Consider the following 23,812-nt stretch of genomic DNA (forward strand, 5'->3'; position numbering starts at 1 on the left):
CCCTCGGACCGTACCCCGGGACGGGTGTCGGACTCGCGCGTCACCGGGCCTGGAAGGACTCCGTCATCTTCTTGAACCGGTCCAGCGAGACCGTGTCCCAGTTGGTCTCGTAGGACGCCACGTACAACGCGTAGTCCCTGTTGCCGTTGGTCACGATGCCCAGATTGCTCGCGTGACTGGGGATCCGTTTGGTCGTGTCCTCGCCGATCGGGTCGCCCCGCCAGGTGTACTCCCACAGTGCGGCCTTGCGCGCGCCGGCCGGAACCGGGGTGTAGTCGCGGAGTTGCAGGCGCTCGTACCCGTCCTTCTTCTCCGCGGTCGGCTCGATCCGCGTGAAGTTGCCCTTGGGGTCGTTGCCGATCTGCGTCAGGCCGATCAGGTAAACCGTCTGGCGGTCCGCCGTCAGGTACTTGATCTGGTCGCCACTCGCGCCGGAGACCGTGCGGGTCGCACCCTTGGGCAGGAACAGGGAGAACCCGGACGGGTCCTTGACCAGTTCGTAGCCGGCGGGCGGGACCGACCCGTTCGACGCGGAGGCGGACGGTGACGCGGTGGGCGGAGCGGCGCTCGCCGGCGGCTGGGTCTGCGGCTGCGTGGCCGGCCCGGAGGCGGGCGGATTCGACGTCGCCTTGTCGCCCTTGTCGTCGTCCCGGGTGACCAGGAATCCCACCGCGGCGCCGCCCGCGATCAGCGCGACCACCAGTACCACGACCGCGACGATCCGGCCGCGGCGGCGCGGCTCGGGGCTCGGCTGGTGCGGCGGCGCGGGAGTGTGCGGGATGTGCGGCGGTTGCGGGGGTACGCCGGTGCGGGTCGGCGACGCCTCGGCGGGCGAATACGCCGGTTGCGACCAGGAGTTCGGCGGCGTGTTGCCGCCCGGATGTCCGGTCGCGCCCGTGTCGTGGCTCGGCTGCGCGTGCCCGTGCGGATCGTACGGCCGAGCCGGGGTGGTCGGCCCGCCGGGGTCGGCGACCGGGGTCGGCGGCGGCGGGACCGCGCCGTACTGCCGCGACGGCGTCGAGTTCGCCACCTCGCGCAGGATCCGGGCGCCGTCCTCCACGCTCATCCGCAGGTCGACGTCCTTGACCAACCAGCCCGCGATCACCGGTTCGAGCCCGCCCGCGTGCCGGGGCGGGTCGGCCTCGTCGTTCAGGATCGCGTTCAGCGTGCTGATCATGGTGCCCCGGCGGAAGGGGTTGCGTCCCTCGACCGCCATGTACAGCACCACGGCGAGCGACCACAGGTCGGCGGCGAGCAGCGGGCGTTTGCCCTCGGCCCGCTCCGGCGACAGGAAGTCCGGCGACCCGACCAGCATGCCGGTGGTGGTGAGCGTCGCGGTACCGGTCGCGGTGGCGATCCCGAAGTCGGTCAGCACCACCCGCCCGTGCGGGGTGACCAGGATGTTCGCGGGTTTGACGTCGCGGTGCAGCACACCCTTCTGATCGGCGGCGATCAGCGCGTCGAGCACCTTCAGGCCCAGTTCGGCGGCGTCCGCCGGGGTCAGCGTGCCCTGCGTCTCCAGGATCTCGGCAAGCGACTGGGCCTCGACCAGCTCCATCACGATCCACGGGATGCCGCCGTCCTCGACGACGTCGTGGATGGTGACCACGTTCGGGTGCCCGATCCGGGCGGCCGTGCGGGCCTCGCGCATCGTGCGCTCGCGGGCGAGCTCCTTCTCCTCGTCGTCGAGGTGGTCGGGCAGCCGCAGCTCCTTGATCGCGACGTCGCGGTGCAGCATCTCGTCCACGGCACGCCATACCGTGCCCATGCCGCCTCGGCCGAGCATGGTGCCCAACCGGTAACGCCCGCCGACCACCCGACCGCGCGTGCCCCCGGTCTGTGCCACGTACCCTCCCCGCATCGGCCGGCTGTCCCGCCGGCCATCTTCGGTCTGCAACCCGCCACATTAGATGCGACGCCCCGGGGTTCGGCGAGCGGATCCGCCGACCGGACCGTTTCGGGCCCGCCTCTCGCACCGCGTCGGCGGCCCCGCAGGCAGGCCCCGTCGCGCCCGTGACATGGGGTTTTCCGGCCGCGGGCGACCCGCGGTCGATGCTCGATCGGGTGGCGGCGAATCCGATCAGGTCGGCGTGCCCGCGCGGGTGGGCGGCGGGTCGGTGACCGGCGGGCGGGTGGTCGTGGCGGTCGTCGGCGGCTTGCTCGTGGTCGGCGGCCTCGTGGTGGGCGGGCGCGTCGTGGGCGGGCGGGTGGTCAACGTCTCCGTGTTCGTCGGCCGCGAGGTGCGGGTCGACCCGGATCCCTGGCTGCCAGTGCCCGGGGTGCCGTTGTCGTTGTTCCCGGCGCCGGTCGAGGAGCCGGTGGTGTGCAGCAGGTCGTTGCGGGTCCCGCTCCCGGGCGGGTTCGCGGCGCCCGAGACGACGGGCCGGGTGTCGGCGACCTTCACGTCGCCCGAGTCGCGACCGCCGCCACCGCCACCGCCCTGCCCGCCCAGCGCGTTCGGCACGAAGATCGCCAGCGCGGCCACCGCGGCGGCGACCATGGTGCCGAAGACGACGGCCTTGCGGCGCTTCTTCTTCGTGGCGGCGTCGGCCGCGGCCGACGAGCCGCCGGAGGAGCCGCCGGCCGGGCCGATCAGCACCGGGTTGACCCGGTCGTCGGCGGTGGCCGAGCCGTGCACCGCGTCGGTGGGCGACCAGGCGTGCGCGCCGGTCGCGGGGTAACCCCCGCCGGGACCGCCCGGATCGGCGGAACTGGCCGCGCCGAACGGCGGCACGGAGGCGGCCGGCGGCTGCCGCCAGTCCGGCTCGGGCCCGGGCTGCGGCGTCGGTATCGGCGTCGACGGGGTCTGCGGGGTCGGCGGCGGGGCCGGCTGCCAGGACGAGCGGGTGGCACCGCGGACGCCGCCCGGGTCCTCGACGGTCGCGGTGCCCGGCGGGATCGGGCCGGCCGCGTTCCACGGGTCCTCGGGAAGCGGCTCGACGTCGACCAGCGCGGCGGTCAGGAGTCGTTCGGTGGTGTCCTCGTCGGCCCGTTCCAACGGGTCCTTGCGCAGCAGTGCCTCGATGGCCGGCCACAACGCGCCGGACTGCCGGGGCGGCGCGGGCTCGTCGGTGAGCACCGCGCTGAGCGTGTCCATCGCGCCCGACCGGCGAAACGGCGAGAAACCCTCCACCGCCTGGTACAGGGTCACCCCGAGCGACCACAGGTCGGAGGCCGGACCGGGCCGACGCCCGAGCACCCGCTCCGGCGCCAGGTATTCGGGCGAGCCGACCAGCATCCCGGTCGCGGTGAGGGTGACGGAGCCGGCCACGGTGGCGATGCCGAAGTCGGTCAGCACGATCCGGCCACCGGGCGCCATCAGGATGTTGCTGGGCTTCACGTCGCGGTGCAGGACGTCGGCCGCGCGGGCGGCGCGCAGCGCGGCGAGCACCGCCAGGCCGACCTCGGCCGCCTCGTGCGGGGCCATCCGGCCCTCGTCGAGCACGTCGGTGAGCGAGGGCGCGCGGACCAGTTCCATCACGATCCACGGGCGCCCGTCGTCCTCGGCGACGTCGAAGATGGTGACCACGTTCGGGTGGGTGATCCGGGCGGCCGCGCGGGCCTCGCGCAGTGCCCGCTCGCAGCGCCCCTGGGTCTCCATCTCGTCCAGGTCGTCCGGGATCCGGACCTCCTTGACCGCGACGTCGCGGCGCAGCAGCTCGTCGAAGGCGAGCCACACCGTGCCCATGCCGCCTCGACCAAGCGGTTCGCCCAGGCGATAGCGCCCGTCCACCAGGCGGCCGTGCGAGCCGCTGTCGTGTGCCACGTGGTCCTCCCCAAGACCGTGGACACCACCCGATCCGCCCCGTCGGCGCGTCTTTGGCGTCACGTGTAGGACGTCCGGCGGGTGCCGAAGGTTCCGTTCCGGGCCGGGCTCAGCCGCCCGGCGTGAAACTCTCCCGCGCCGCGTCGAACGCCGAACGCACCAGCGCCGCGCCGCCGTCGGGGCCGGAGACCCAGAAGTCCCAGGTCCGGCCGTCCTCGACGAAGCGCATGTTGATGGATCGGCGCACCGTGCCCCGGTCGTTCCAGGTGAACTCCCAGAGCCCGGCGACCTGTCCGTGCACGGTCGTGCAGAGCAGGCGGATCAGGTGGTAGTCCGTGCCGTTTCCGATGAAGCTGCCCGGTCCCAGGCCCTTGGATGCCTGTATGACCAATTCGCCGCAGGGATCACCGTGCGCGTCGGACGCGTCGGGACGCACGCCGAGGCGGTACATGTCGTCCGTCGAGCGGTAGAAGACCCGCTCACCGGCCGCGTCGCGCACGGTCCACTCGGCGGGCACGAGCACGCTGAACGCACCGCGCGCGATGACCCGCCGAAACCCGCCCGCCGGGTCGACCGGACCGGACCCGCCTGGAACGACGACGGCGCCACTCGCCTGTACGCCACCGACACCCTGCGGCCCGGAAGCGGTCGCCGAGGCCGCCCCCCGACGATCGGCCCGCTCCACCCACACCCCGACGGCCACCCCGACCACGGCAAGCAGCACCCCTACCACCACCGCACCCACCACGACGAACACCCGCCGCGACGACCGGCCGAACGCGGACCGCGCAACCGGGGCGGGCGACGCGACCGGGGCCACCGACGCGGCCGCGCCGAAGGGAAGTGCCGCCTGCGCCGACGCGGACGATCCGGGCGCCTCGGGCGACCCGGGCGGAAAGTCCGGCCCTCGCGGCGCGGGATGCGCGGGCGGGGCCGCCGACTCGGGCGGCGAGAGCGAGGCGGCCGGGACGGGCACCGCAACCGGGACCACGGACCCGGGCAACGCGGGCGGGCCGAGCACCTCGGGCAACCCGGGCGGACGGACCGACCCCGGCGGCGCGGGATGCGCGGGCGGGGCCGCCGACTCGGGCGGCGAGAGCGAGGCGGCCGGTGTCGGTGGAGTGTGCGCGCCCGGCAGGCCCGTCGGGTCCGCCGGCGGCGCCGCCTCCGCACCCGGCAGGGATGTCGCCGACAGGGCCGGGTCGGGGGCGGGGGGAGTGCGGCGCGCGCCCGTCCCGCGCCGCTCCCCCACTCCGCCCGCGCTCGCCGCCGCCAGCAACACGGCCGCGTCCGCCGCCGTCATCCGCGCGGCCGGATCCGGCGTGAGCAGCCCGAGCACCGCCTCGGCCAGCGGCCCGGCGTGGGTGGGCGGCGGGCACCTGCCCAGCGCCACCGCCTGCAACGTGGCCAGCGGATTGTCCCGGCGGAACGGCGAGAATCCCTCGACCATCTCGTACAACGTCACGCCCAGCGACCACAGGTCGGCCGGCGCCCCGGACGGCCGCCCGCTCGCCCGCTCCGGCGCCATGTACTCCGGGGTTCCCGCGGTCGCGCCGGTCTCGGTGACCGCGGGCGCGTCCGGGTGCGTCGCGATGCCGAAGTCGGTGAGCACCACGCCGTCGTCCTCGTCCACGATCACGTTGGCGGGCTTCACGTCCCGGTGCTCGATGCGGACCCGGTGCACGGCGGCCAGCCCCGCGAGCATGCGCGCGCCGATCCGCGCCACCCGCTCCGGCGCCATCGCGCCCTCGGCGATCAGCGCGGTGAGCGGCCGACCCGGCAGCAGTTGCATCACGATCCACGGCCGGCCGTCCTCGACCACGATGTCGAACACGGTGACCACGTTCGGGTGCCGGACCCGCCCGGCGGCCCGCACCTCGCGCTGCATCCGCGCCGAACGCCGGGCCACCTCCTCGGCGTCGAGCCAGTCGGGCAGCCGCAACTCCTTGATCGCCACGTCCCGCCCGATCTCCGGGTCGTGGGCCCGCCACACCACCCCCATGCCGCCGTGCCCCAGCACCTCCGTCAACCGGTACCGCCCCGCGAGTACGCGCCCACTCATCGCCGCCCCCGACCGGATCGTCTTCCGGGCCCGGTCAGCCGGCGATCGACAGGTGACGGCGGGCGTGCTCGTAATAGGCGCCGGCCGTGCCCCACAGGTCGTCGCGACCGCGCACGGTCAGCCAGTAGCGCAGGCCGGACGTGGTGCGCACGACCAGGTCCTTGCCGTGGTACGTGGTCAGGTCCTGGCCGCGCCAGACGTACTCCCACTCCGCGGCCTCGTGGCCCCGGTAGTCGATGGCCTGCAGGAGCAGCCGCTCGTAGTCCTCGCCGTCCAGCCGCTCCCGGCCGCCGACGCTGCCGTGCTCGCGGTGCGCGACCGACTCCTCGGGGGCCATCACGATGCCCCGGTCGACGGTGACGGTGACCGAGATCAGCCGGTCCGGGTCGGTCACCGTCAACCCGCTCTGGCTGTCCGTACAGGTCCAGCCCTCCGGCACGGGCAGCGCGAAGCCCAGATCGGTGCGGCGCCGCCGGCGCAGTCGCGGTATCACCTTGTTGTCCACGAGCGGACCGACCACCAGGCAGCCGCCGATCAGCGCGCCGACGACGATCGGGTTCGGATTGATCTTCGCCGCCTCCAGCGCGCCGCCGGCGATCACCCCGAGCAGCATCGCGACCGGCACCGACCGGGAGATCCGCCGGTGCGGCAACACCAGCCACACGCTCAGCGCGAGCGCGAGCAGCACGATCGTGTACATCCCGGTCCAGTTGCCGAACGCGGCCAGCCAGCGCGCGCCGGCTGCGGTGGCGATGCCGACCGAGGTCAGGATGGTCGTCCAGTGCCGGAACCACCAGCGCGGCCAGCGCCGGTAGCGGGCCCGGAACGCGCCGCCCTCGCGGGGCAGGCGCACGTTGGTGGAGGTCTCGTCCAGGCTCCCCCGGGCGCCGCCCCGGGTGCCCGTGCCCGCCCGGGCCGGCGGGCGCGGCGTGCCCGGCGCCCGCGACGTGCCGGGGCGCGGCGGGATGTGCGGATGTCCGGTCACCCGCACGCCGTGCCGCCGCACCGCGCCGGGCCGGGTCCGGTCCGGCACGAAACGCTCGGAGGTCGATCCGCCGGCCGCGGTCGGCGTCTGTTCGACGATCTCCAGGAGCAGTTCGCGCACCTGGGCCACCGAGCCGCGCCGGGCCGGGTCCTTGACCAGCAGCGCCTTCAGCACCGGGGTCAGCGGGCCGGCCAGGAAGATCTCCGGGAAGCGGCCCGCGGCCACCGCGCCGAGGGTGGCCGCGTGCGTGTTGCGGCGAAACGCCGGTCGGCCCTCGACCGCCTCGAACAGCGTCGCGCCCAGCGACCACAGGTCGGCCGGCGGCCCGGGCGGCTCGCCCGCGATCTGCTCCGGCGCCAGATATTCGGGCGAGCCGACCATCGCGCCGGCCTGGGTGAGCGTGGCGCTGTCCTCGACCGAGGCGACCCCGAAGTCGGTGAGCACCACCCGGCCGTTGCGGGCCAGGAGCACGTTGGCGGGCTTGACGTCGCGGTGCAGCACGCCGACCTCGTGCGCGGCCTCCAGCGCGGCGAGCAGGCGCAGGCCCAATTCGGCGACCTGCTCGGGCGGGATCGGCCCCTCCTTGTCCAACTCCTGGGCCAGGGAGAGCCCGCGGACCAGTTCCATCACGATCCAGGGCCGCTCGTCCTGCTCGGCGACGTCGAAGATGGTCACCACGTTCGGGTGGTCGATCCGGGCCGCCGCCCGCGCCTCGCGCATCATCCGCGCGCTCAGCGTGCCGCGCTCGTCGTCGTCCTCGTAGCGGGGCAGCCGCATCTCCTTGACCGCCACGTCGCGGTCCAACATGGTGTCCACCGCCCGCCACACGGTGCCCATCCCGCCCCGGCCCAGCTGATCACCCAGGCGGTATCGCCCCGCCAGCAGACGCTCGGGCGCTTCCGGGTCGGTCAAGTCTCTCGCTCCCATGCAGCCGCGGTCCCGCCGCGCGATCGGGTGGTTGCCTTCCCATACTCCTGTCCGGCGGCGCGCGGGGTCCACCGGTTCGCGGACGAACCTCGCCGACGACACCTGACCGGCGTATCGATGGAACGTGACAACGCCCGGGAAGGTGCCCACGACACTCCGGATCAACCGCCGGGAACGGGGCGCCGCCGCGGGCCTCAGCCGGGGACGATGTCCTCCGCCCCGAGCCGCACCGCGTCCGCCGTGTGGTCGTCCGTCTGCTCCTGCGAGGACCGCTCCGCCTCGATCCGCTTCAGGTAGTAGTCCACCTCCCGCCGCAACCGCTCCTCCTCCCACCCCAGCACCCGGGCCATCAAGGCGCCACAGGCCCGGGCCGCCCGCGCGCCCCGGTCGAACGTCTCGATCGACACCCGGGTCCGGCGGTCCAGCACGTCGCCCAGGTGCAACGCGCCCTCGTGGGTGCACGCGTACACCACCTCCGCGGCCAGATAGTCGTCCGCGCCGTCCAGCGGATACGCCAACTCCGGCTCCGCCGCGATCAGCGCCAGCGGCTCCTCGATCAGCGACCCGTACCGGTTCAACAGGTGCTCCACCCGGGCCACGTGCAGGCCGGTGCGCGCCGCCGTCGAGGCCCGCGCGTTCCACAGCGCCCGGTACCCCTCCGCACCCACCAGCGGCACCGTCGCGGTGCAACTCGGCGGCACCTTGCGGTCCAAGCCGTGCACGGCGGCGTCCACCGCGTCCGCGGCCATCACCCGATACGTCGTGTACTTGCCGCCGGCGACCACCACCAGGCCGGGCACCGGGTGCGCCACGGTGTGCTCGCGGGACAACTGCGACGTGGCGTCCGACTCGCCCGCGAGCAGCGGCCGCAGGCCCGCGTACACCCCCTCGACGTCCTCGCGGGTCAGCGGCACCGCGAGCACCTCGTTGACGTGGTCGAGCAGATACTCGATGTCCGTCCGACTCGCCGCGGGATGCACCTTGTCCAGGTCCCAGCGGGTGTCGGTGGTGCCGACGATCCAGTGCCGGCCCCACGGGATCACGAACAGCACGCTCTTCTCGGTGCGCAGGATCAGCCCCGTCGAGGAGTGGATCCGATCCCTGGGCACCACCAGGTGGATGCCCTTGGAGGCGCGCACGTGGAACTGCCCGCGCTCGCCGACCATGGCCTGCGTCTCGTCCGTCCACACCCCGGTCGCGTTGACCACCTGCCCGGCCCGGACGTCGTACGTCGCGCCGGTCTCCATGTCGCGCACGTGCACCCCGACCACGCGCTCGCCCTCGCGCAGGAAGCCGGTCACCTCCGCCCGCGAGGCCACGTGCGCGCCGTAGCCGGCGGCGGTGCGCACCAGGGTCATCGTGTACCGCGCGTCGTCCACCTGCGCGTCGTGGTACTGCACCGCGCCCACCAGCGCGTCCTTGCGCAACGCCGGGGCGAGGCGCAGCGCCTGACGCCGCGTCAGCTGTCGGTGCCGGGGCAGCCCCGGATCCCGACCGGCCGACATCGCCATCGTGTCGTAGAGCGTCACCCCGGCGGTGACGTACGGCCGTTCCCAGCCGCGATGGCGCAGCGGGTACAGGAACGGCACCGGCTTGACCAGGTGCGGCGCCAGCGTGCGCAGCAGCAGCCCGCGCTCGCGCAGCGCCTCGCGCACCAGCGCGAAGTCCAGCATCTCCAGGTAGCGCAGCCCGCCGTGGATCAGTTTGCTGGAGCGGCTGGAGGTGCCCGACGCCCAGTCGCGCGCCTCCACCAGCCCCACCGACAGGCCCCGGGTGACCGCGTCCAGGGCGGTGCCCGCGCCGACCACGCCGCCTCCCACCACGACGATGTCCAGTTCGCGCTCGGCCATCCGCCGCAGCGCCCGCGCGCGCTCCCCGGGCCCCATCGCCGTGCTCCGCATCCGCCACCTCCGAATTCGATCATCACGCAAGGGACCACACGGACGGCGACGACGCGCCCCTCCTGCGTGTACCCATTGCCCCGCCGCCCGGACCCCGCACGCGCCGCACGACCCGCGCGCACCCTGCGGGGAAGGTGCCGGTGAGCCGCCCGGAAGCCGCCCGCAAACGACGAACGGCCCCGAACACCGAGGGTGTTCGGGGCCGGACGGGAGATTCGGATCAGTGCGCGGGCGAGACCGTGACCTCGACCTGCTGGAACTTCTTCAGCTCCGAGTAGCCCGTGGTGGCCATCGCCCGGCGCAGCGCGCCGAACAGGTTCATCGAACCGTCGGACACGTGCGAGGGGCCGAGCAGGATTTCCTCCAGGGTGCCCACCGCGCCCAGGTTCATCCGCCGGCCGCGCGGCAGCTCGGGGTGGTGCGCCTCGGAACCCCAGTGGTGGCCGGCGCCGGGGGCGTCGCTCGCCCGGGCCAGCGCCGAGCCGATCATCACCGCGTCCGCGCCGCACGCCACCGCCTTGGCGATGTCGCCGCTGCGGCCCACGCTGCCGTCGGCGACCACGTGCACGTAGCGGCCGCCCGACTCGTCGAGGTAGTCCCGCCGCGCCTCGGCCACGTCGGCCACCGCCGTCGCCATCGGCACCGCGACGCCGAGCACGCCGCGGGTGGTGTGCGCCGCACCGCCGCCGAAGCCGACCAGGACGCCGGCCGCGCCGGCCCGCATCAGGTGCAGCGCGCCCTGGTAGGTCGCGCACCCGCCGACGATCACCGGCACGTCGAGGTCGTAGATGAACTGCTTGAGGTTCAGCGGTTCGGCCCGACCGGACACGTGCTCCGCCGAGACGGTGGTGCCGCGGATGACGAACACGTCGACCCCGGCGTCGATCACGGCCTTGTGGTACTGCGCGGTGCGCTGCGGCGACAGCGCCGCGGCGGTGACCACGCCCGAGTCGCGGATCTGCTTGATCCGCGCGCCGATCAGCTCCTCCTTGATCGGCTCGGCGTAGATCTCCTGCATCCGCCGGGTCGCCGCGTCCTCGTCGAGCGCGCCGATCTCCTCGATCAGCGGCGTCGGGTCCTCGTAGCGGGTCCACAACCCTTCGAGGTTGAGCACGCCGAGGCCGCCCATCCGGCCGACCTCGATCGCGGTCTGCGGCGACACGACGCTGTCCATCGGCGCGGTCAGGAACGGCAGCTCGAACCGGTACGCGTCGATCTGCCACGCGATCGAGACCTCTTCGGGGTCCCGGGTCCGCCGGCTGGGGACGATGGCGACGTCGTCGAAGTGATAGGCACGCCGGCCACGCTTGCCCCGGCCGATTTCGACCTCAGTCACGTTGCGCCTCTCCTGCTGGAATCGGTGGCTGGGAAAATCCCCGTATCCCAGGGTACGGGGCGAGTACGCAGGCGAGAGGCCCCGCCCGGCGTACGGACGGGGCCCCTCGGTGTAGTACGGATACCACGGCGCCCGCTAGCGCGAGTGGTAGTTCGGCGCTTCCTGCGTCATGTGGATGTCGTGCGGGTGCGACTCCTTGAGGCCGGCCGAGGTGATCCGCACGAAGCGGCCCTTGTCCTGGAGCTCGGCCACGGTCGCGGCGCCGGCGTAGCCCATCGAGGCGCGCAGGCCGCCGATCAGCTGGTGCGCGACGGCGGACAGCGGGCCCCGGTAGGGCACCTGGCCCTCGATGCCCTCGGGGACGAGCTTGTCCTCGGAGAGCACGTCGTCCTGGAAGTAGCGGTCCTTGGAGAAGGACTTGGCCTGGCCGCGCGACTGCATCGCGCCGAGCGAGCCCATGCCCCGGTAGGACTTGAACTGCTTGCCGTTGATGAAGATCAGGTCACCGGGGCTCTCCTCGCAACCCGCGAGCAGGCTGCCCAGCATCACCGTGTCGGCACCTGCCGCGATCGCCTTGGCGATGTCGCCGGAATACTGCAGGCCGCCGTCGCCGATCACCGGCACGCCCGCCGCCCGCGCCGCCTGCGCCGCCTCGTAGATCGCGGTGACCTGGGGCGCGCCGACGCCGGCGATCACCCGGGTGGTACAGATCGAGCCGGGACCGACGCCGACCTTGACGCCGTCCACGCCCGCGTCGATCAGCGCCTGGGCGCCGTCGCGGGTGGCCACGTTGCCGCCGATCACGTCGACCTTGGTGTTCGCCTTGACCTTGGCGATCATCTCCAGGACGTTGCGCGAGTGGCCGTGCGCGCTGTCCACCACGATGAAGTCGACGCCGGCCTCGACCAGCGCCTGGGCGCGGCGGTAGCTGTCGTCGCCGGTGCCGATCGCGGCGCCGACCACGAGCCGGCCGTCGGCGTCCTTGGTCGCGTGCGGATACTGCTCGCTCTTGACGAAGTCCTTGACCGTGATCAGGCCGTGCAGCTTGCCGGCGTCGTCGATCAGCGGCAGCTTCTCCACCTTGTGCCGGCGCAGCAGCTCCATCGCCTGATCGCCGGTGGTGCCGACCTTGCCGGTGACCAGCGGCATCGGGGTCATGATGTCGCGCACGCGGCGCGAGTGGTCGACCTCGAAGCGCAGGTCGCGGTTGGTGACGATGCCGAGCAGTCGGCCCTTGTCGTCGGTGACCGGGACGCCGCTGATCCGGAACCGCGCGCACAGCGCGTCGACTTCCTGCAGCGTGGCGTCGGCACCGATGGTGATCGGGTCGAGCACCATGCCGGCCTCGGACCGCTTGACCGTGTCCGCCTGCGCGGCCTGGTCCTCCACCGACAGGTTGCGGTGCAGCACCCCGACGCCGCCCTGACGGGCCATGGCGATCGCCATCCGCGCCTCGGTGACGGTGTCCATCGCCGACGACAGCAGCGGGATCCGGACGCGGATGTTGCGGGTGACCCGGGCGGAGGTGTCCACCTCGCTCGGCACGACGTCGGACGCGCCCGGCAGCAGCAGGACATCGTCGTACGTCAGCCCGAGCATCGCGAACTTCTCGGGTACGCCGTCGGCCGTGAGACTCATGACACCTTCCGAAGGTATTCCGATGGACCGCTCCGCCGGCCCCGCGGGGAACGGGGTCCCCGGGTAGCCGGGTAGGACGAGAACGCGCTCTCGGCAAGCGGATGGGTGGGTTGAGGGTTCATGCTACTGGCCCCGCGCGGTGCTTCGAGCCCGCTTGCCGACGGTGGGCACAACGGCACACCCGGCCCCGACCATTCCCGGCCGGCCTCAGCACCGGTCCGGCACCACCCGACGGCGGTTCGCGGCGGTGCCGTCCACCTCGGCGAGCAGCGCGTCGAACAAGCCGACGATCCGGTCCTGGACGGGGAGCGGGCGCCGCCGGCGCAACTGCTCCACGAGCTCGTCGTCCTGGCGCAGCAGACCCAGGTCGGCGGTGCCGGATCGGCCGCCGAACCGCACACCGCCGCCGCTCACGCGGTCTTCTCCTCGCCCGCCAACGCCCGCAGGCGGGTCAGCGCGCGATGCTGGGCGACCCGCACCGCACCGGGCGACATGCCCATCGCCCGCCCGGTCTCCTCGGCGGACAACCCGACCGCGACCCGCAGCACGAGCAGTTCGCGCAGGTTGTCGGGCAGTCTGCCGAGCAGGGCGCGCGCGTGCGCGGCGTCGCTGCGCCGCACCACCTGGTCCTCGGGCCCGGGGTGGTCGTCCACCGCCTCGGGCAGATCGCAGGTGGGCACCGCGCCGCGCATCGCGGCGCGCTGCACGTCGACCACCTTGTGTGCCGCGATACCGAACACGAACGCCTCGAACGGGCGCCCCTCGTCGCGATATCGCGGCAGCGCGGAGAGCACCGCCAGGCACACCTCCTGCGCGGCGTCGTCGGCCGCGTGCTCGGCGCCGGAGACCCGGCCGAGCCGGGCCCGGCAGTAGCGCAACACCAGCGGTCGGACGTAGGCGAGCAGTTCGTCGGTCGCCTGCACATCCCCCTGGACCGCGCGGACGACGACGGCACGCATGCCGTCGTCGGCGTGCGCGTGTGCTTCGTACGACTCGTCCGGCATTCGCTCGGGGGTCCCACCCATGCCATTCAGTATGCAGGGATCGGCGACCGAATTCCGGCCGTGCCGACCCGGGGGACTCATCCGGCCCCCCGGGCAACGGCATTCACCGCACGGACCCTCGCCCGTCGGGGGCCGTCGGCACCCGCCTCATCGCACAAGTCCCCACCGACCGTGCCCGCCCGGACGAACCCCCGGGCCCTCGCGCTCGGGGAGGTCCTCGCGGACGTTCGTCATCGCACGAGTCCCCACCGGAATCCCAGCGCGACCGCGTGTGCCCGGTCGGACGCGCCCAACTTCTTGAACAGGCGTCGGGCGTGGGTCTTGACCGTGTCCTCCGACAGGAACAACTCGCGCCCGATCTCGGCGTTGCTGCGCCCGTGGCTCATGCCCTCGAGCACCTGGATCTCCCGTGCCGTCAGGGTCGGCGCCACGCCCATGTCGGGCGAGCGCAACCGCCGGGGCGCCAGCCGCCACGTCGGGTCGGCGAGCGCCTGGGAGACGGTCGCGCGCAGTTCCGCGCGCGACGCGTCCTTGTGCAGATATCCCCGAGCCCCGGCGGCGACCGCGAGGGCCACCCCGTCCAGGTCCTCGGCCATCGTCAGCATGATCACCCGTGCGCCGGGGTCGCCGGCCAAAAGGCGGCGCACCGCCTCGACGCCGCCGAGCCCGGGCATCCGCACGTCCATGAGGACGAGGTCGGACCGCTCCGCGCCCCAGCGCCGCAGTACCTCCTCGCCACTCGTGGCCGTCGTCACCCTCTCGACGCCGGGGACCGTGGCCACCGCCCGCCGCAGGGTCTCCCGAACCAGCGGGGAATCGTCGCAGACCAGGACGGTCGTCATCGCCGGCCTCCGCAGTGGATCCGCGTCACGTTGAGCCTCCACGCCTGTACGTACCGTTTCCTTTGCGGCGGTCCCGAGGATCGGTGGCTCGGGATCCCGTCCCGACCGCCCTCATCGCCAACCGCTTCACCCACCCCAACGAGCATCACTCGAAAGGGTTACGGGGGGAGTTCCGCTCCGCCGCCACCACAACGAGGCGACCGTCCCGAAGGACACGCAAGGGTGAAGCCCGGCCGACCCACCCCACCCTGGAGTCGGCCCGCATCCCGGCTCCCCGCTGCCCCGAGCCCCGAATGCCCCTCCATGCCCATCATGCCCATTCGCACCACATCACCCCGATTCGCCCGATACTCCCGCCGCCGAGCCCAGCCTGGGTAATTTTTTCGAGATTCGATGCATAAGTCGGAATTAGGATTGGAACTGATCATTTCGTGACACAGTCGCACCTACTTCTGATCGCTTGATCACGACTGTTCTGCACGGTCCGCACCAGAGGTGGCATCCCTGCTCACCGATCACTCGTACGCGATAAGCAAGAGGGACGAGTCATGGCTGATTTCTCGCGACTCCCCGGCCCCAACGCCGACCTGTGGGACTGGCAGCTGTCGGCAGCCTGTCGCGGAGTCGACAGCGCACTGTTCTTCCATCCCGAAGGCGAGCGAGGCGCCGCCAGGGTCGCCCGGGAGGCTTCGGCCAAGGAAGTCTGCATGCGGTGCCCGGTCCGTCGCCAGTGCGCCACGCACGCGCTCAAGGTGCGCGAGCCGTATGGCGTATGGGGCGGGCTCACCGAGGACGAACGGGTGGAACTCGACAGCGACCGCCGGCACGGGGTCGCCGCGGAACGGGCGGCCGCGGCGAGCGGCGCGTCCGTGACGCACTGACCTTCGGGCAACGGCCCACGCGGGCACCCGCGCCTCGCCTCCCGCCCGACGGCGAAGCCCGACAACACCATCGCGAAACACGTTCGGCGGCCCGTCCCCAAGCCCGGGGGCGGGCCGCCGAACGTCGACGCGGGTCGGTCCCGCGCGTCCCGTGCCGACACGTGTCGGCACGGGACGCGCGGGAGGATTCGGCCCGTTATTGGGAGGCGGTCATGTCCATCTCCCACACCTTCGGCCAGTCCTTGCCCCGGAAGGAGGCGTCGGTGCCGCCGTCGCAGAAGACCACGGAGCCGACGAAGAAGCCCGACTCGCCGCCGAGCAGGAACGCCACCAGCGCGGCTATCTCCTCGGGTCGGCCGCCGCGACCGGCCGGGATGGTGTTCAGGAACATCTCCATGCCCTCGGCGGTCAGCGGGTCGGTGCGCCCCTCGGCCGTCATCGGGGTCTCGATCAGGCCCGGCGCGATCGCGTTGAGCCGAATACCGTCGGCGATGTACTCGGCGCACCGGGTGCGGGCGTACCAGGCGAGCGCCGCCTTGGTCGCGGGGTAGGCCTGGAGCGCCGCGAACTCGCCGAACGCCTCGGCGGCCGCGCTCGCCCCCGCCTCGTCCCCGGCCAGGCACGCGTCGGCCACCTCGACCGGCCAGTTGGGCTGCGCCGTCGTGGAGTTCGAGCTGATCAGCACGACCGAGGCACCGTCGCCCGCGGCGAGCAGCGGACGCAGCCCCTCCAGGAGCACGATCGCGCCGAAGTAGTTCACCGACACCAGCAGGGCGCCCGACCGACCGGTGGCCGCGGCCAGGCCCGCGAACGGCACGAAGCCGTCGAGCACGCCGCCGGACAGCTCGGTGACCCGCGTGATCGCCTCGGCCCGCCCCTCGGCCGTGCCCAGGTCCACGGTGACGTCGGCGTCGCGCAGGTCGACGCCGATCACCCGGTGCCCGTCCGCCTCGAGCCGGGCCTTGGTCGCGGCGCCCAGGCCGGAGGCCGCGCCGGTGATCGCGTAGGTACCCATGTGTCTCCTTCGTGCTGCTCGACGGGATCGGCCGCACCCGGCGGCTGACGGTCCGTCAGTTATCGGGCTCGGGCACTCTCGCAGATCGGGCCGGCGGCGAAAAGGCCGACGGGCCCGACCGCGGGGATGCGGTCGGGCCCGTCGGGGACGTGCGGGGTGGAACCGGTGCCCGGGAGTCCGGGCGCGCGGAACCGGTGCGCGTGGGACTAGTGCGCGTGGCCGTGGCCGCCGTGGCTGTGCCCGGCGGGCTCCTCCTCGGCCGGCTTCTCGACGACCAGGGTCTCGGTCGTGAGCAGCAGCGACGCGATGGACGCGGCGTTTTGCAGCGCGGAGCGGGTCACCTTGACCGGGTCGATGACGCCCGAGTCGACCAGGTTGCCGTACTCGCCGGTCGCGGCGTTGAAGCCGTGCCCGACACCGAGCTCCTGCACCTTGTTGACGATCACGTAGCCCTCGAGGCCCGCGTTCTCGGCGATCCAGCGCAGCGGCTCGACCACGGCGCGACGCACGACCGAGACGCCGGTCGCGATGTCGCCGGTCTGGCCCAGGTTGTCCACGAGCACCGAGGCCGCGTGCACCAGGGCGGTGCCGCCGCCGGCGACGATGCCCTCCTCGATGGCCGCGCGGGTCGCGGAGACCGCGTCCTCGAGACGGTGCTTCTTCTCCTTGAGCTCGACCTCGGTGGCCGCGCCCACGCGGATCACGCACACGCCGCCGGCCAGCTTCGCGAGCCGCTCCTGCAGCTTCTCGCGGTCCCAGTCGGAGTCCGTGGACTCGATCTCACGCTTGATCTGCTTCACCCGGTCGGCGATCGCGGCGCCGTCGCCGGCGCCGTCCACGAGGGTGGTGGCGTCCTTGGTGATGGTGATGCGACGGGCGCTGCCCAGCACCTCCAGGCCGACCTGGTCGAGCTTGAGGCCGACCTCGGGGGCGATGACCTGACCGCCGGTCAGGATCGCCATGTCCTCCAGCATCGCCTTGCGGCGGTCGCCGAAGCCCGGGGCCTTGACCGCGACCGCGTTGAAGGTGCCGCGGATCTTGTTCACGACCAGGGTGGACAGCGCCTCGCCGTCCACGTCCTCGGCCACGATCAGCAGCGGCTTCGACGCGCCGGCCTGGATGACCTTCTCCAGCAGCGGCAGCAGTTCGGCGATGGCCGAGATCTTGCCCTGGTGGATCAGGATGTACGGGTCGTCGAGGACGGCCTCCATACGCTCCTGGTCGGTGACCATGTACGGCGACAGGTAGCCCTTGTCGAACTGGAGGCCCTCGGCGAACTCCAGCTCCAGACCCATGGTCTGGGACTCCTCGACGGTGATCACACCGTCCTTGCCGACCTTGTCCATGGCCTCGGCGATCAGCTCGCCGATCTGCTTGTCCTGGGCGGACAGCGCGGCGACGGCGGCGATGTCCTCCTTGCCGTCGATGGCGCGGGCGGTGCCGAGCAGCTGCTCGGACACGGCGGCGACGGCGAGGTCGATGCCCTTCTTCAGGTCCATCGGGGCCGCGCCGGCGGCCACGTTGCGCAGACCCTCGCGCACCAGCGCCTGGGCGAGCACCGTCGCGGTGGTGGTGCCGTCACCCGCGATGTCGTTGGTCTTGGTCGCGACCTCCTTGGCGAGCTGCGCGCCAAGGTTCTCGTACGCGTCCTCGAGCTCCACCTCACGGGCGATGGTCACGCCGTCGTTGGTGATGGTCGGGGCACCGAACTTCTTGTCGATCACGACGTTGCGGCCCTTGGGGCCGAGCGTGACCTTGACGGTGTCGGCCAGCGCGTTGACGCCGCGCTCCAGCGACCGCCGGGCCTTCTCGTCGAACTGGAGGATCTTCGCCATGAGGGTCTTCGTCCTTAAAGGTTGCTTTTCGACGTCGTACAACCGACTCCGCCCCGGGTCCACCGGCCGCGAGGGCAGGGCGATCCGGGGCGGGGTCGTCGAACCGTCACCGGTTCCGGCGCGTCAGCGCGATGTCACTTCTCGATGATCGCGAGCACGTCGCGGGCCGAGAGAACGAGGTATTCCTCGCCGTTGTACTTCACCTCGGTGCCGCCGTACTTGCTGTACAGCACGGTGTCACCGACGGCGACGTCGAGCGGCAGACGCTGACCGTCCTCGAAACGACCCGGGCCCACGGCCAGGACGACGCCCTCCTGGGGCTTCTCCTTGGCGGTGTCCGGGATCACGAGACCCGACGCGGTGGTCTGCTCGGCCTCAAGCGTCTGAACCACGATGCGGTCCTCGAGCGGCTTGATGGCAACCTTGGTGTTGGCGGTCGTCACGATGCGACCTCCCCCTTCGGAGATCTCACGGAAAAATGTCTGTCGGCGAGCGGGACAGATCCGTCGTCGCGGGTGCCGGACCTGCTCGTATCGCACTGGCACACTCATGGGGAGAGTGCCAGCACAGACACTAGGTGGCGGTTAGCACTCCGTCAACCAGAGTGCCAGATTCAGCGCGTCGCGAGCGTTCTTCATACCGGTGGGCCGCGGATCGGTGGGGGTGGGGCGCTCGGCGAGAATGGCCGTGTGCACACCGACGCCATCGAAGCCCTCGCCGCGCTGCTGACCGACGAGGGCCGCTCCCTGCTCGATCTGCTGGCCGATCACGACGCCGCGCACGAGTTGTCGCTGGCCACCCGGTTGCGTCGGGAACATCCGCCGGAGTTGATCGCCGCCGCGCTCACCCAGTCCCGGTTGCGGCAGCGCGGCCGGGCCAAGTTCGGAGCGGACGCGGACCGGATGTTCTTCACGCCCAACGGCCTGGAGCAGTCCACCCGGACCTCGGTGGCCGACCACCGGGCCGCCCGGCTGGCCGCGGCCGGCGTCCGCCGGGCGATTGACCTGTGCTGCGGCATCGGCGGCGACGCCCTCGCGCTGGCCCGCGCCGGGATCGCGGTGCACGCGGTCGATCTCGATCCGCCGACCTGCGCGGTGGTCCGGGCCAACGCCGACGCGCTGGGCCTGGCCGACCTGCTCACGGTCGAGTGCGCGGACGCGACCGAGGTGAACCCGTCCGGCTACGACGCGGCGCTGATCGACCCGGCCCGGCGTACCGCCCGCGGCCGCACCTTCGACCCCGAGTCGTACGCGCCGCCCTTCTCGTTCCTGACCACCCTCGCCGCCCGTGTCCCCGCCGGCGCGGCCAAGGTGGCCCCCGGCATCCCGCACGAGATCGTGCCCGCCGGCATGGAGGCGGAGTGGGTCTCCGACCGCGGCGACGTCAAGGAGGCGGTGTTGTGGTGGGGCGGGCTCGCCCGGGCCGGCCTGCGGGCCACCCTGCTGCCCGGCGGCGCCGAACTGACCTCGGGGTCGGTCCGGCAGGCGCCGGTGGGCCCGATGCGCCGCTACCTCTACGAGCCGGACGGTGCGGTGATCCGGGCCCATCTGGTGTCCGAGGTCGCCGAGTCGGTGAACGGCAACCTGGTGGACGAGACGATCGCCTACCTGACCTCGGACCGGCTGGTGGCCACCGCGTTCGCGAGCGTGTACGAGATCACCGACGTGTTGCCGTTCAACCTCAAGCGGCTCAAGGCCCTGTTGCGCGAGCGCGGCGTCGGCACCCTGACGGTCAAGAAGCGCGGCTCGGCGGTCGAGCCGGAGGAGGTCCGCCGCCGAGTCCGCCCCACCGGCCCGAACGCGGCCACGGTGCTGCTGACCCGGGTGGCGGGCGCGCCCACGATGCTGATCGGTCGTCCGGTGTCCGGCACCGGATGACCCGGGCCCGGCCGAGGCGCTCCTCGGCTCAGCCGATGTAGTCCTCCAGGCGCGCGATCGTGAAGCCCTGGGCCTGGATCTTGCGCAGCATGTTGCCGAACATCTCGGTCATCGTGGTGCCCTTGAGCTCACTCGGGCCGCGGAAGTGGGCCAGGATGATGTCGCCCGGGTGCAGCTTCTTCTCCCCCACGTACTGCATGTCGTTGATCTGCATCGACTCCTGCCACTTGACGATCGCGCCGATCCCGCCGCAACCGCCGGCCACCGTCTGCGTGGTCGCGTTCCAGTTGCCGTAGGGCGGCCGGAACAGCGTCGGGCGTTTGCCGTACAGCTCGCCGAGCCGGTCCTGTTGGCCGCAGATCTGGTGCTTTTGCGCGTCGGCGCCCAGGGTCTTCAGATCGGGGTGGGAGAGCGTGTGGTTCTGCACGGTGGCGCCGAGGTCCTGGAGCTTGCGGAAGTATTCCGGGTCCTGGCGCACGTAGGTGTCGTTGAGGAACATCGCCACCGGGATGCGCAGGTCCCGCATCATGTCCAGGAACTTGGGGTCCTTCTCCGCGCCGTCGTCGATCGTGATGAACACGATCTTTTCCTGCGTGGGGATCTTCTCCACCATCGGCGGCTTGGGCCCGCCCCCCTTGATCGGCTTGTCCGCGGGCGGGGCGGGCGGCGCGGCGAACGGCTTCAGGTTCCACTTCGCGGCGAGGGCGGCGGGGTCGGCGCCGGGGGTGTCCGGCTTGGCCGCGGGCGCCGGTTTGGCGGCGGTGGTCGAGGTGCCGCCGGAGGGTGCCCGCGTGGCCTCGACCGACGACGTGCCGTCGGATCCGCCGCAGCCGGTCAGCGCGAGCAGCAGCACGCCGGCCAGGCCGACGCCGGCCGAGGCGAAGACGCCTCGCCGCTTTTGTACCGTTCCATGCACCACTGTCGCCGGCCCTTCCGTCGCCTGGACCGTTCGCCCGATCCACCCGCGCCCACGCTACGCGGGGCGGCGGCCTGTCACGGTCCGGACAAGCCCTGTTCAAGGGACTGTCGAAGAACTGTTGAGCGGCCGATGAGCTGGGCACACTCCCGGCAAGGCCAATGGCACGTGCGGCGGCGCGCAGCCATCAGCCAAGGCACTCGACCCGCGTCCGGCTTGCGAATGGCCTCCTCGTCGGACGCGGGTCGAGTGTTGCGCGGACGAGGCGGGACCGGGGGCGCGACCGGGGGCGGGGCCTTTCAGGGCCCGACGCTGAGCCGTTCGAAATTCCAGGTGTGCGGCGGCCGGGCGACCAGGGCGGTCGGCGGCTCGGGCAGCGCCACCGGCGGGCCGGTCCACAGCGCGATCACCACCACGCGGTCCCCGTCGGGTCCGTCCGGGGCGGCGAACACCTCGATCCGCTCCAGGCCGGGCGCGTCGACCACGGTGGGCAGCGCCGCCTCGTGCACCCACGCGGCCAGCGCCGAACCGTCGCCGGGCTCGGTCCTGGCCTCCCACATCGCCGCGATCGCCATGGTCAGGACACCGCCTGCGAGACGGTGACCGGCATCGACGAGTCGGCCGGGATGGACAGCGTGGAGGGGGCCCGGCCGCGGGCGACCATCTCGGCGCCCAGCGCGGCGACCATCGCGCCGTTGTCGGTGCACAGGCCCGGTCGCGGCACGCGCAGCACGATCCCGGCCGCGTCGCAGCGCTCCCGCGCCAGCGCCCGCAGGCGGGTGTTGGCGGACACGCCGCCGCCCATCATCAGGTGCTCGACGCCGTTCTCCTTGCAGGCCCGGATCGCCTTGCGGGTGAGCACGTCGACCACCGCCTCCTGGAAGGAGGCCGCCACGTCGGCCACCGGCACGCTCTCCCCGGCCCGCTGCCGGGCCTCGACCCAGCGCGCGACCGAGGTCTTGAGGCCGGAGAAGGAGAAGTCGAACGGCGCGTCGCGCGGACCGGTCAGCCCGCGCGGGAAGGCGATCGCGGCGCGGTCGCCTTCCCGCGCCCACCGATCGATCACCGGCCCGCCCGGGAAGCCGAGTCCGAGCACCCGCGCGACCTTGTCGAACGCCTCGCCCGCCGCGTCGTCGATGGTCGACCCCAGCGGGCGCACGTCGGAGGTGATGTCGGGCACGAGCAGCAGCGAGGAGTGCCCGCCGGAGACCAGCAGCGCCATGCACGGCTCGGGCAGTCTGCCGTGCTCCAGCTGGTCCACGCACACGTGCGAGGCCAGGTGGTTGACGCCGTACAGCGGCTTGTCGAGGGCGACCGCGTAGCCCTTGGCAGCGGCGACGCCGACCAGCAGCGCGCCCGCCAGGCCGGGTCCCGAGGTGACCGCGATCGCGTCGATGTCGCCCATCGTGACGCCCGCGTCGGCGAGCGCGCGCCGCACCGTCGGCACCATCGCCTCCAGGTGCGCGCGACTGGCGACCTCGGGCACCACACCGCCGAACCGGGCGTGTTCGTCGACGCTGGAGGCGACCGCGTCGGCGAGCAGCGTGGTGCCGCGCACGATGCCGATGCCAGTCTCGTCGCACGAGGTCTCGATGCCCAGGACGAGTGGTTCGTCAGCCACCGGTGGCCGTTCCTTCCCGACGTTCCTTCAGATCGCAGCGCATCACCAACGCGTCCACGTTGGCGGGCTGGTAGTAGCCCCGGCGCACGCCGATCCCCTTGAAGCCGAAGCGCTCGTACAGCGCCTGCGCGCGGGCGTTGTCCACCCGCACCTCGAGCAGTACGTCCCGGCAGCCGCGGGCCACGGCCAGGTCGAGCAGTTCGGTCAACAGCAGCGCGCCCAGGCCCGTGCCCCACCGATCGCGACGCACCCCGATGGTCTGCACGTCGCCCTCGTCGCCGATCACCGCGAGCCCGGCATATCCCGCCAGGCCGCCGGTCTCGTCCTCGGCGACCACGTAGTGCCGCATCTCGGGCTCCGACAACTCGGACCAGAACATGCCCGCCGACCACGCGTCCTCGGCGAACAACTCGTGTTCGAGTCGCATCACGGCCTCGATGTCCCACCATCGCATCCGCCGCAGGCGAGACCCGAATTCCATGCGGGAAGTCTAGGGCCTGCCCGGCGGATCCCGGCGGGGCTACGCCCCGGGCGGGGGCCCCGCGGGGGTGACGGCCTTGTAGCCGGCGGGGACCTGGGCGTCGGGGCGGCGCAGGTAGAGGGGCTCCGGCGGGAGCAGGGCGAGGCCGGCGGTCAGGCGTTCGACGGCGAACGCCGCGAGTGCGGCGGCGTCCGGGTGTTCGGGGCCGCGCACGTCCGCGAACGAGTCCGGGTACAGCGCGGCGCCCGCGCCGACGGCGGGCAGCGCGGTGACGGTCGCGGCCAGGTCGCCGGCGCGGTCCACCGACGGTCCCTCGACGCGCGTGTGGGCGTCGTCGTACCGCGCCCAGTAGACCTCCTTGCGGCGCGCGTCGGTCGCGGCCGTGAACGGCCCGGCGACGGTGGCGTCGCGGCCGGCGGCGTACGCGAGCGCGTCCAGGGTGCAGACGCCGTGCACGGGGATGCCGAGCGCGTCGCCCAGCGCGAGCGCGGTCACGATGCCCACCCGCAGGCCGGTGTACGGCCCGGGGCCGACGCCGACCGCGATGTCGGTGAGCTCGGCGCGGGTGCGTCCCGCCGCCCGGAGCACGTCGACGATCCCGGGCGCGAGCAACTCGCCCTGCCGGCGCGCGTCGATCCGGGTGGAACCGGCGAGCACGCGGGAATCGTCGTGGAGGGCGACCGTGACGGCCGGGGTGGCGGTGTCGAAGGCGAGCAGCAGCACGG

General features: G+C 72.9%; 20 protein-coding genes. 2 read left to right on the forward strand and 18 right to left on the reverse strand.

What is annotated here, in order from left to right; translation table 11 throughout:
- Window positions 1-40: 40 nt before the first annotated feature.
- The 10 genes from B4N89_RS10915 to B4N89_RS10960 all read right to left on the reverse strand — a co-directional run bounded on the left by B4N89_RS10915 (window position 41) and on the right by B4N89_RS10960 (window position 14,461).
- Complete coding sequence (locus B4N89_RS10915; RefSeq protein WP_161500691.1) at window positions 41-1,846, reverse strand: protein kinase domain-containing protein; 1,806 nt, start codon at window positions 1,844-1,846, stop codon at window positions 41-43.
- A gap of 234 nt (window positions 1,847-2,080) precedes the next feature.
- Entirely contained in the window at window positions 2,081-3,766 is a 1,686-nt protein-coding gene (locus tag B4N89_RS51300; protein WP_078975685.1) for a serine/threonine-protein kinase, read from the reverse strand.
- 109 nt (window positions 3,767-3,875) lie between these two features.
- Entirely contained in the window at window positions 3,876-5,828 is a 1,953-nt protein-coding gene (locus B4N89_RS10925; protein ID WP_078975686.1) for a serine/threonine-protein kinase, read from the reverse strand.
- Between the two features lie 34 nt (window positions 5,829-5,862).
- Window positions 5,863-7,725, reverse strand: coding sequence for a serine/threonine-protein kinase (locus tag B4N89_RS47645; protein WP_235618565.1), 1,863 nt, complete (start codon window positions 7,723-7,725; stop codon window positions 5,863-5,865).
- 209 nt (window positions 7,726-7,934) lie between these two features.
- Window positions 7,935-9,641 (reverse strand): glycerol-3-phosphate dehydrogenase/oxidase, encoded by a 1,707-nt coding sequence (locus B4N89_RS10935; protein WP_078975687.1) that lies wholly within the window; start codon window positions 9,639-9,641, stop codon window positions 7,935-7,937.
- Between the two features lie 220 nt (window positions 9,642-9,861).
- Window positions 9,862-10,977: a GuaB3 family IMP dehydrogenase-related protein gene (locus B4N89_RS10940; RefSeq protein ID WP_078975688.1), complete on the reverse strand. Its 1,116-nt coding sequence runs from the start codon at window positions 10,975-10,977 to the stop codon at window positions 9,862-9,864.
- Between the two features lie 135 nt (window positions 10,978-11,112).
- Window positions 11,113-12,615 carry an IMP dehydrogenase gene (gene guaB / locus B4N89_RS10945; RefSeq protein WP_078975689.1) on the reverse strand — a complete coding sequence of 501 codons (1,503 nt, stop codon included), beginning with the start codon at window positions 12,613-12,615 and terminating at the stop codon, window positions 11,113-11,115.
- Window positions 12,616-12,822: 207 nt separating this feature from the next.
- A complete protein-coding gene (locus tag B4N89_RS10950) occupies window positions 12,823-13,029 on the reverse strand; it encodes a hypothetical protein (RefSeq protein WP_078975690.1) in 207 nt (68 codons plus the stop codon).
- The gene (shbA, locus tag B4N89_RS10955; protein WP_078979276.1) at window positions 13,026-13,619 is read right to left on the reverse strand and encodes an RNA polymerase sigma factor ShbA; all 594 of its coding nucleotides are present in this window, start codon (window positions 13,617-13,619) and stop codon (window positions 13,026-13,028) included. Before shbA ends, B4N89_RS10950 begins: the two co-directional genes overlap by 4 nt.
- A 230-nt stretch (window positions 13,620-13,849) precedes the next feature.
- Window positions 13,850-14,461 carry a response regulator transcription factor gene (locus tag B4N89_RS10960; protein ID WP_020549179.1) on the reverse strand — a complete coding sequence of 204 codons (612 nt, stop codon included), beginning with the start codon at window positions 14,459-14,461 and terminating at the stop codon, window positions 13,850-13,852.
- Between the two features lie 548 nt (window positions 14,462-15,009).
- On the opposite strand from B4N89_RS10960, the gene B4N89_RS10965 reads away from it, so the two are divergent.
- Window positions 15,010-15,342: a WhiB family transcriptional regulator gene (locus B4N89_RS10965; RefSeq protein WP_078975691.1), complete on the forward strand. Its 333-nt coding sequence runs from the start codon at window positions 15,010-15,012 to the stop codon at window positions 15,340-15,342.
- 196 nt (window positions 15,343-15,538) lie between these two features.
- Here B4N89_RS10965 and B4N89_RS10970 read toward each other — a convergent pair whose 3' ends face one another.
- From B4N89_RS10970 to groES, 3 genes are all read right to left on the reverse strand, one after another.
- Window positions 15,539-16,357 (reverse strand): SDR family oxidoreductase, encoded by an 819-nt coding sequence (locus tag B4N89_RS10970; protein WP_078975692.1) that lies wholly within the window; start codon window positions 16,355-16,357, stop codon window positions 15,539-15,541.
- 206 nt (window positions 16,358-16,563) lie between these two features.
- Window positions 16,564-18,192, reverse strand: coding sequence for a chaperonin GroEL (gene groL / locus B4N89_RS10975; RefSeq protein WP_078975693.1), 1,629 nt, complete (start codon window positions 18,190-18,192; stop codon window positions 16,564-16,566).
- Between the two features lie 134 nt (window positions 18,193-18,326).
- The gene (gene groES, locus B4N89_RS10980) at window positions 18,327-18,635 is read right to left on the reverse strand and encodes a co-chaperone GroES (RefSeq protein WP_078975694.1); all 309 of its coding nucleotides are present in this window, start codon (window positions 18,633-18,635) and stop codon (window positions 18,327-18,329) included.
- A gap of 246 nt (window positions 18,636-18,881) precedes the next feature.
- Between groES and B4N89_RS10985 the strand changes: the two genes are divergently transcribed.
- On the forward strand, window positions 18,882-20,069 hold the full coding sequence (locus B4N89_RS10985) for a class I SAM-dependent methyltransferase (protein ID WP_078975695.1): 1,188 nt from the start codon (window positions 18,882-18,884) through the stop codon (window positions 20,067-20,069).
- Window positions 20,070-20,097: 28 nt separating this feature from the next.
- On the opposite strand, the gene B4N89_RS10990 is transcribed toward B4N89_RS10985, so the two are convergent.
- The 5 genes from B4N89_RS10990 to tsaB all read right to left on the reverse strand — a co-directional run bounded on the left by B4N89_RS10990 (window position 20,098) and on the right by tsaB (window position 23,810).
- Window positions 20,098-20,988: a polysaccharide deacetylase family protein gene (locus tag B4N89_RS10990; protein ID WP_078975696.1), complete on the reverse strand. Its 891-nt coding sequence runs from the start codon at window positions 20,986-20,988 to the stop codon at window positions 20,098-20,100.
- A 296-nt stretch (window positions 20,989-21,284) separates the two neighbouring features.
- Window positions 21,285-21,560, reverse strand: coding sequence for a hypothetical protein (locus B4N89_RS10995; protein WP_078975697.1), 276 nt, complete (start codon window positions 21,558-21,560; stop codon window positions 21,285-21,287).
- 2 nt (window positions 21,561-21,562) lie between these two features.
- Window positions 21,563-22,606, reverse strand: coding sequence for a tRNA (adenosine(37)-N6)-threonylcarbamoyltransferase complex transferase subunit TsaD (gene tsaD / locus B4N89_RS11000; RefSeq protein WP_078975698.1), 1,044 nt, complete (start codon window positions 22,604-22,606; stop codon window positions 21,563-21,565).
- Complete coding sequence (gene rimI / locus B4N89_RS11005; protein ID WP_101897056.1) at window positions 22,599-23,087, reverse strand: ribosomal protein S18-alanine N-acetyltransferase; 489 nt, start codon at window positions 23,085-23,087, stop codon at window positions 22,599-22,601. The genes tsaD and rimI overlap by 8 nt, the downstream gene beginning before the upstream one ends.
- Before the next feature lie 39 nt (window positions 23,088-23,126).
- Window positions 23,127-23,810, reverse strand: a complete 684-nt coding sequence (tsaB, locus tag B4N89_RS11010) for a tRNA (adenosine(37)-N6)-threonylcarbamoyltransferase complex dimerization subunit type 1 TsaB (RefSeq protein WP_078975700.1) — start codon at window positions 23,808-23,810, stop codon at window positions 23,127-23,129.
- Window positions 23,811-23,812 lie beyond the last annotated feature (2 nt).

The organism is Embleya scabrispora (assembly GCF_002024165.1).
GTDB lineage: Bacteria > Actinomycetota > Actinomycetes > Streptomycetales > Streptomycetaceae > Embleya > Embleya scabrispora_A.

Coding starts and splice junctions, on each gene's coding strand:
- B4N89_RS10925 (WP_078975686.1), bottom strand. CDS start 5,828: ATGAGTGGGCGCGTACTCGCGGGGCGGTACCGGTTGACGGAGGTGCTG.
- B4N89_RS10935 (WP_078975687.1), bottom strand. CDS start 9,641: ATGCGGAGCACGGCGATGGGGCCCGGGGAGCGCGCGCGGGCGCTGCGG.
- guaB (WP_078975689.1), bottom strand. CDS start 12,615: ATGAGTCTCACGGCCGACGGCGTACCCGAGAAGTTCGCGATGCTCGGG.
- shbA (WP_078979276.1), bottom strand. CDS start 13,619: ATGCCGGACGAGTCGTACGAAGCACACGCGCACGCCGACGACGGCATG.
- B4N89_RS10960 (WP_020549179.1), bottom strand. CDS start 14,461: ATGACGACCGTCCTGGTCTGCGACGATTCCCCGCTGGTTCGGGAGACC.
- B4N89_RS10965 (WP_078975691.1), top strand. CDS start 15,010: ATGGCTGATTTCTCGCGACTCCCCGGCCCCAACGCCGACCTGTGGGAC.
- B4N89_RS10970 (WP_078975692.1), bottom strand. CDS start 16,357: ATGGGTACCTACGCGATCACCGGCGCGGCCTCCGGCCTGGGCGCCGCG.
- groL (WP_078975693.1), bottom strand. CDS start 18,192: ATGGCGAAGATCCTCCAGTTCGACGAGAAGGCCCGGCGGTCGCTGGAG.
- B4N89_RS10995 (WP_078975697.1), bottom strand. CDS start 21,560: ATGGCGATCGCGGCGATGTGGGAGGCCAGGACCGAGCCCGGCGACGGT.
- rimI (WP_101897056.1), bottom strand. CDS start 23,087: ATGGAATTCGGGTCTCGCCTGCGGCGGATGCGATGGTGGGACATCGAG.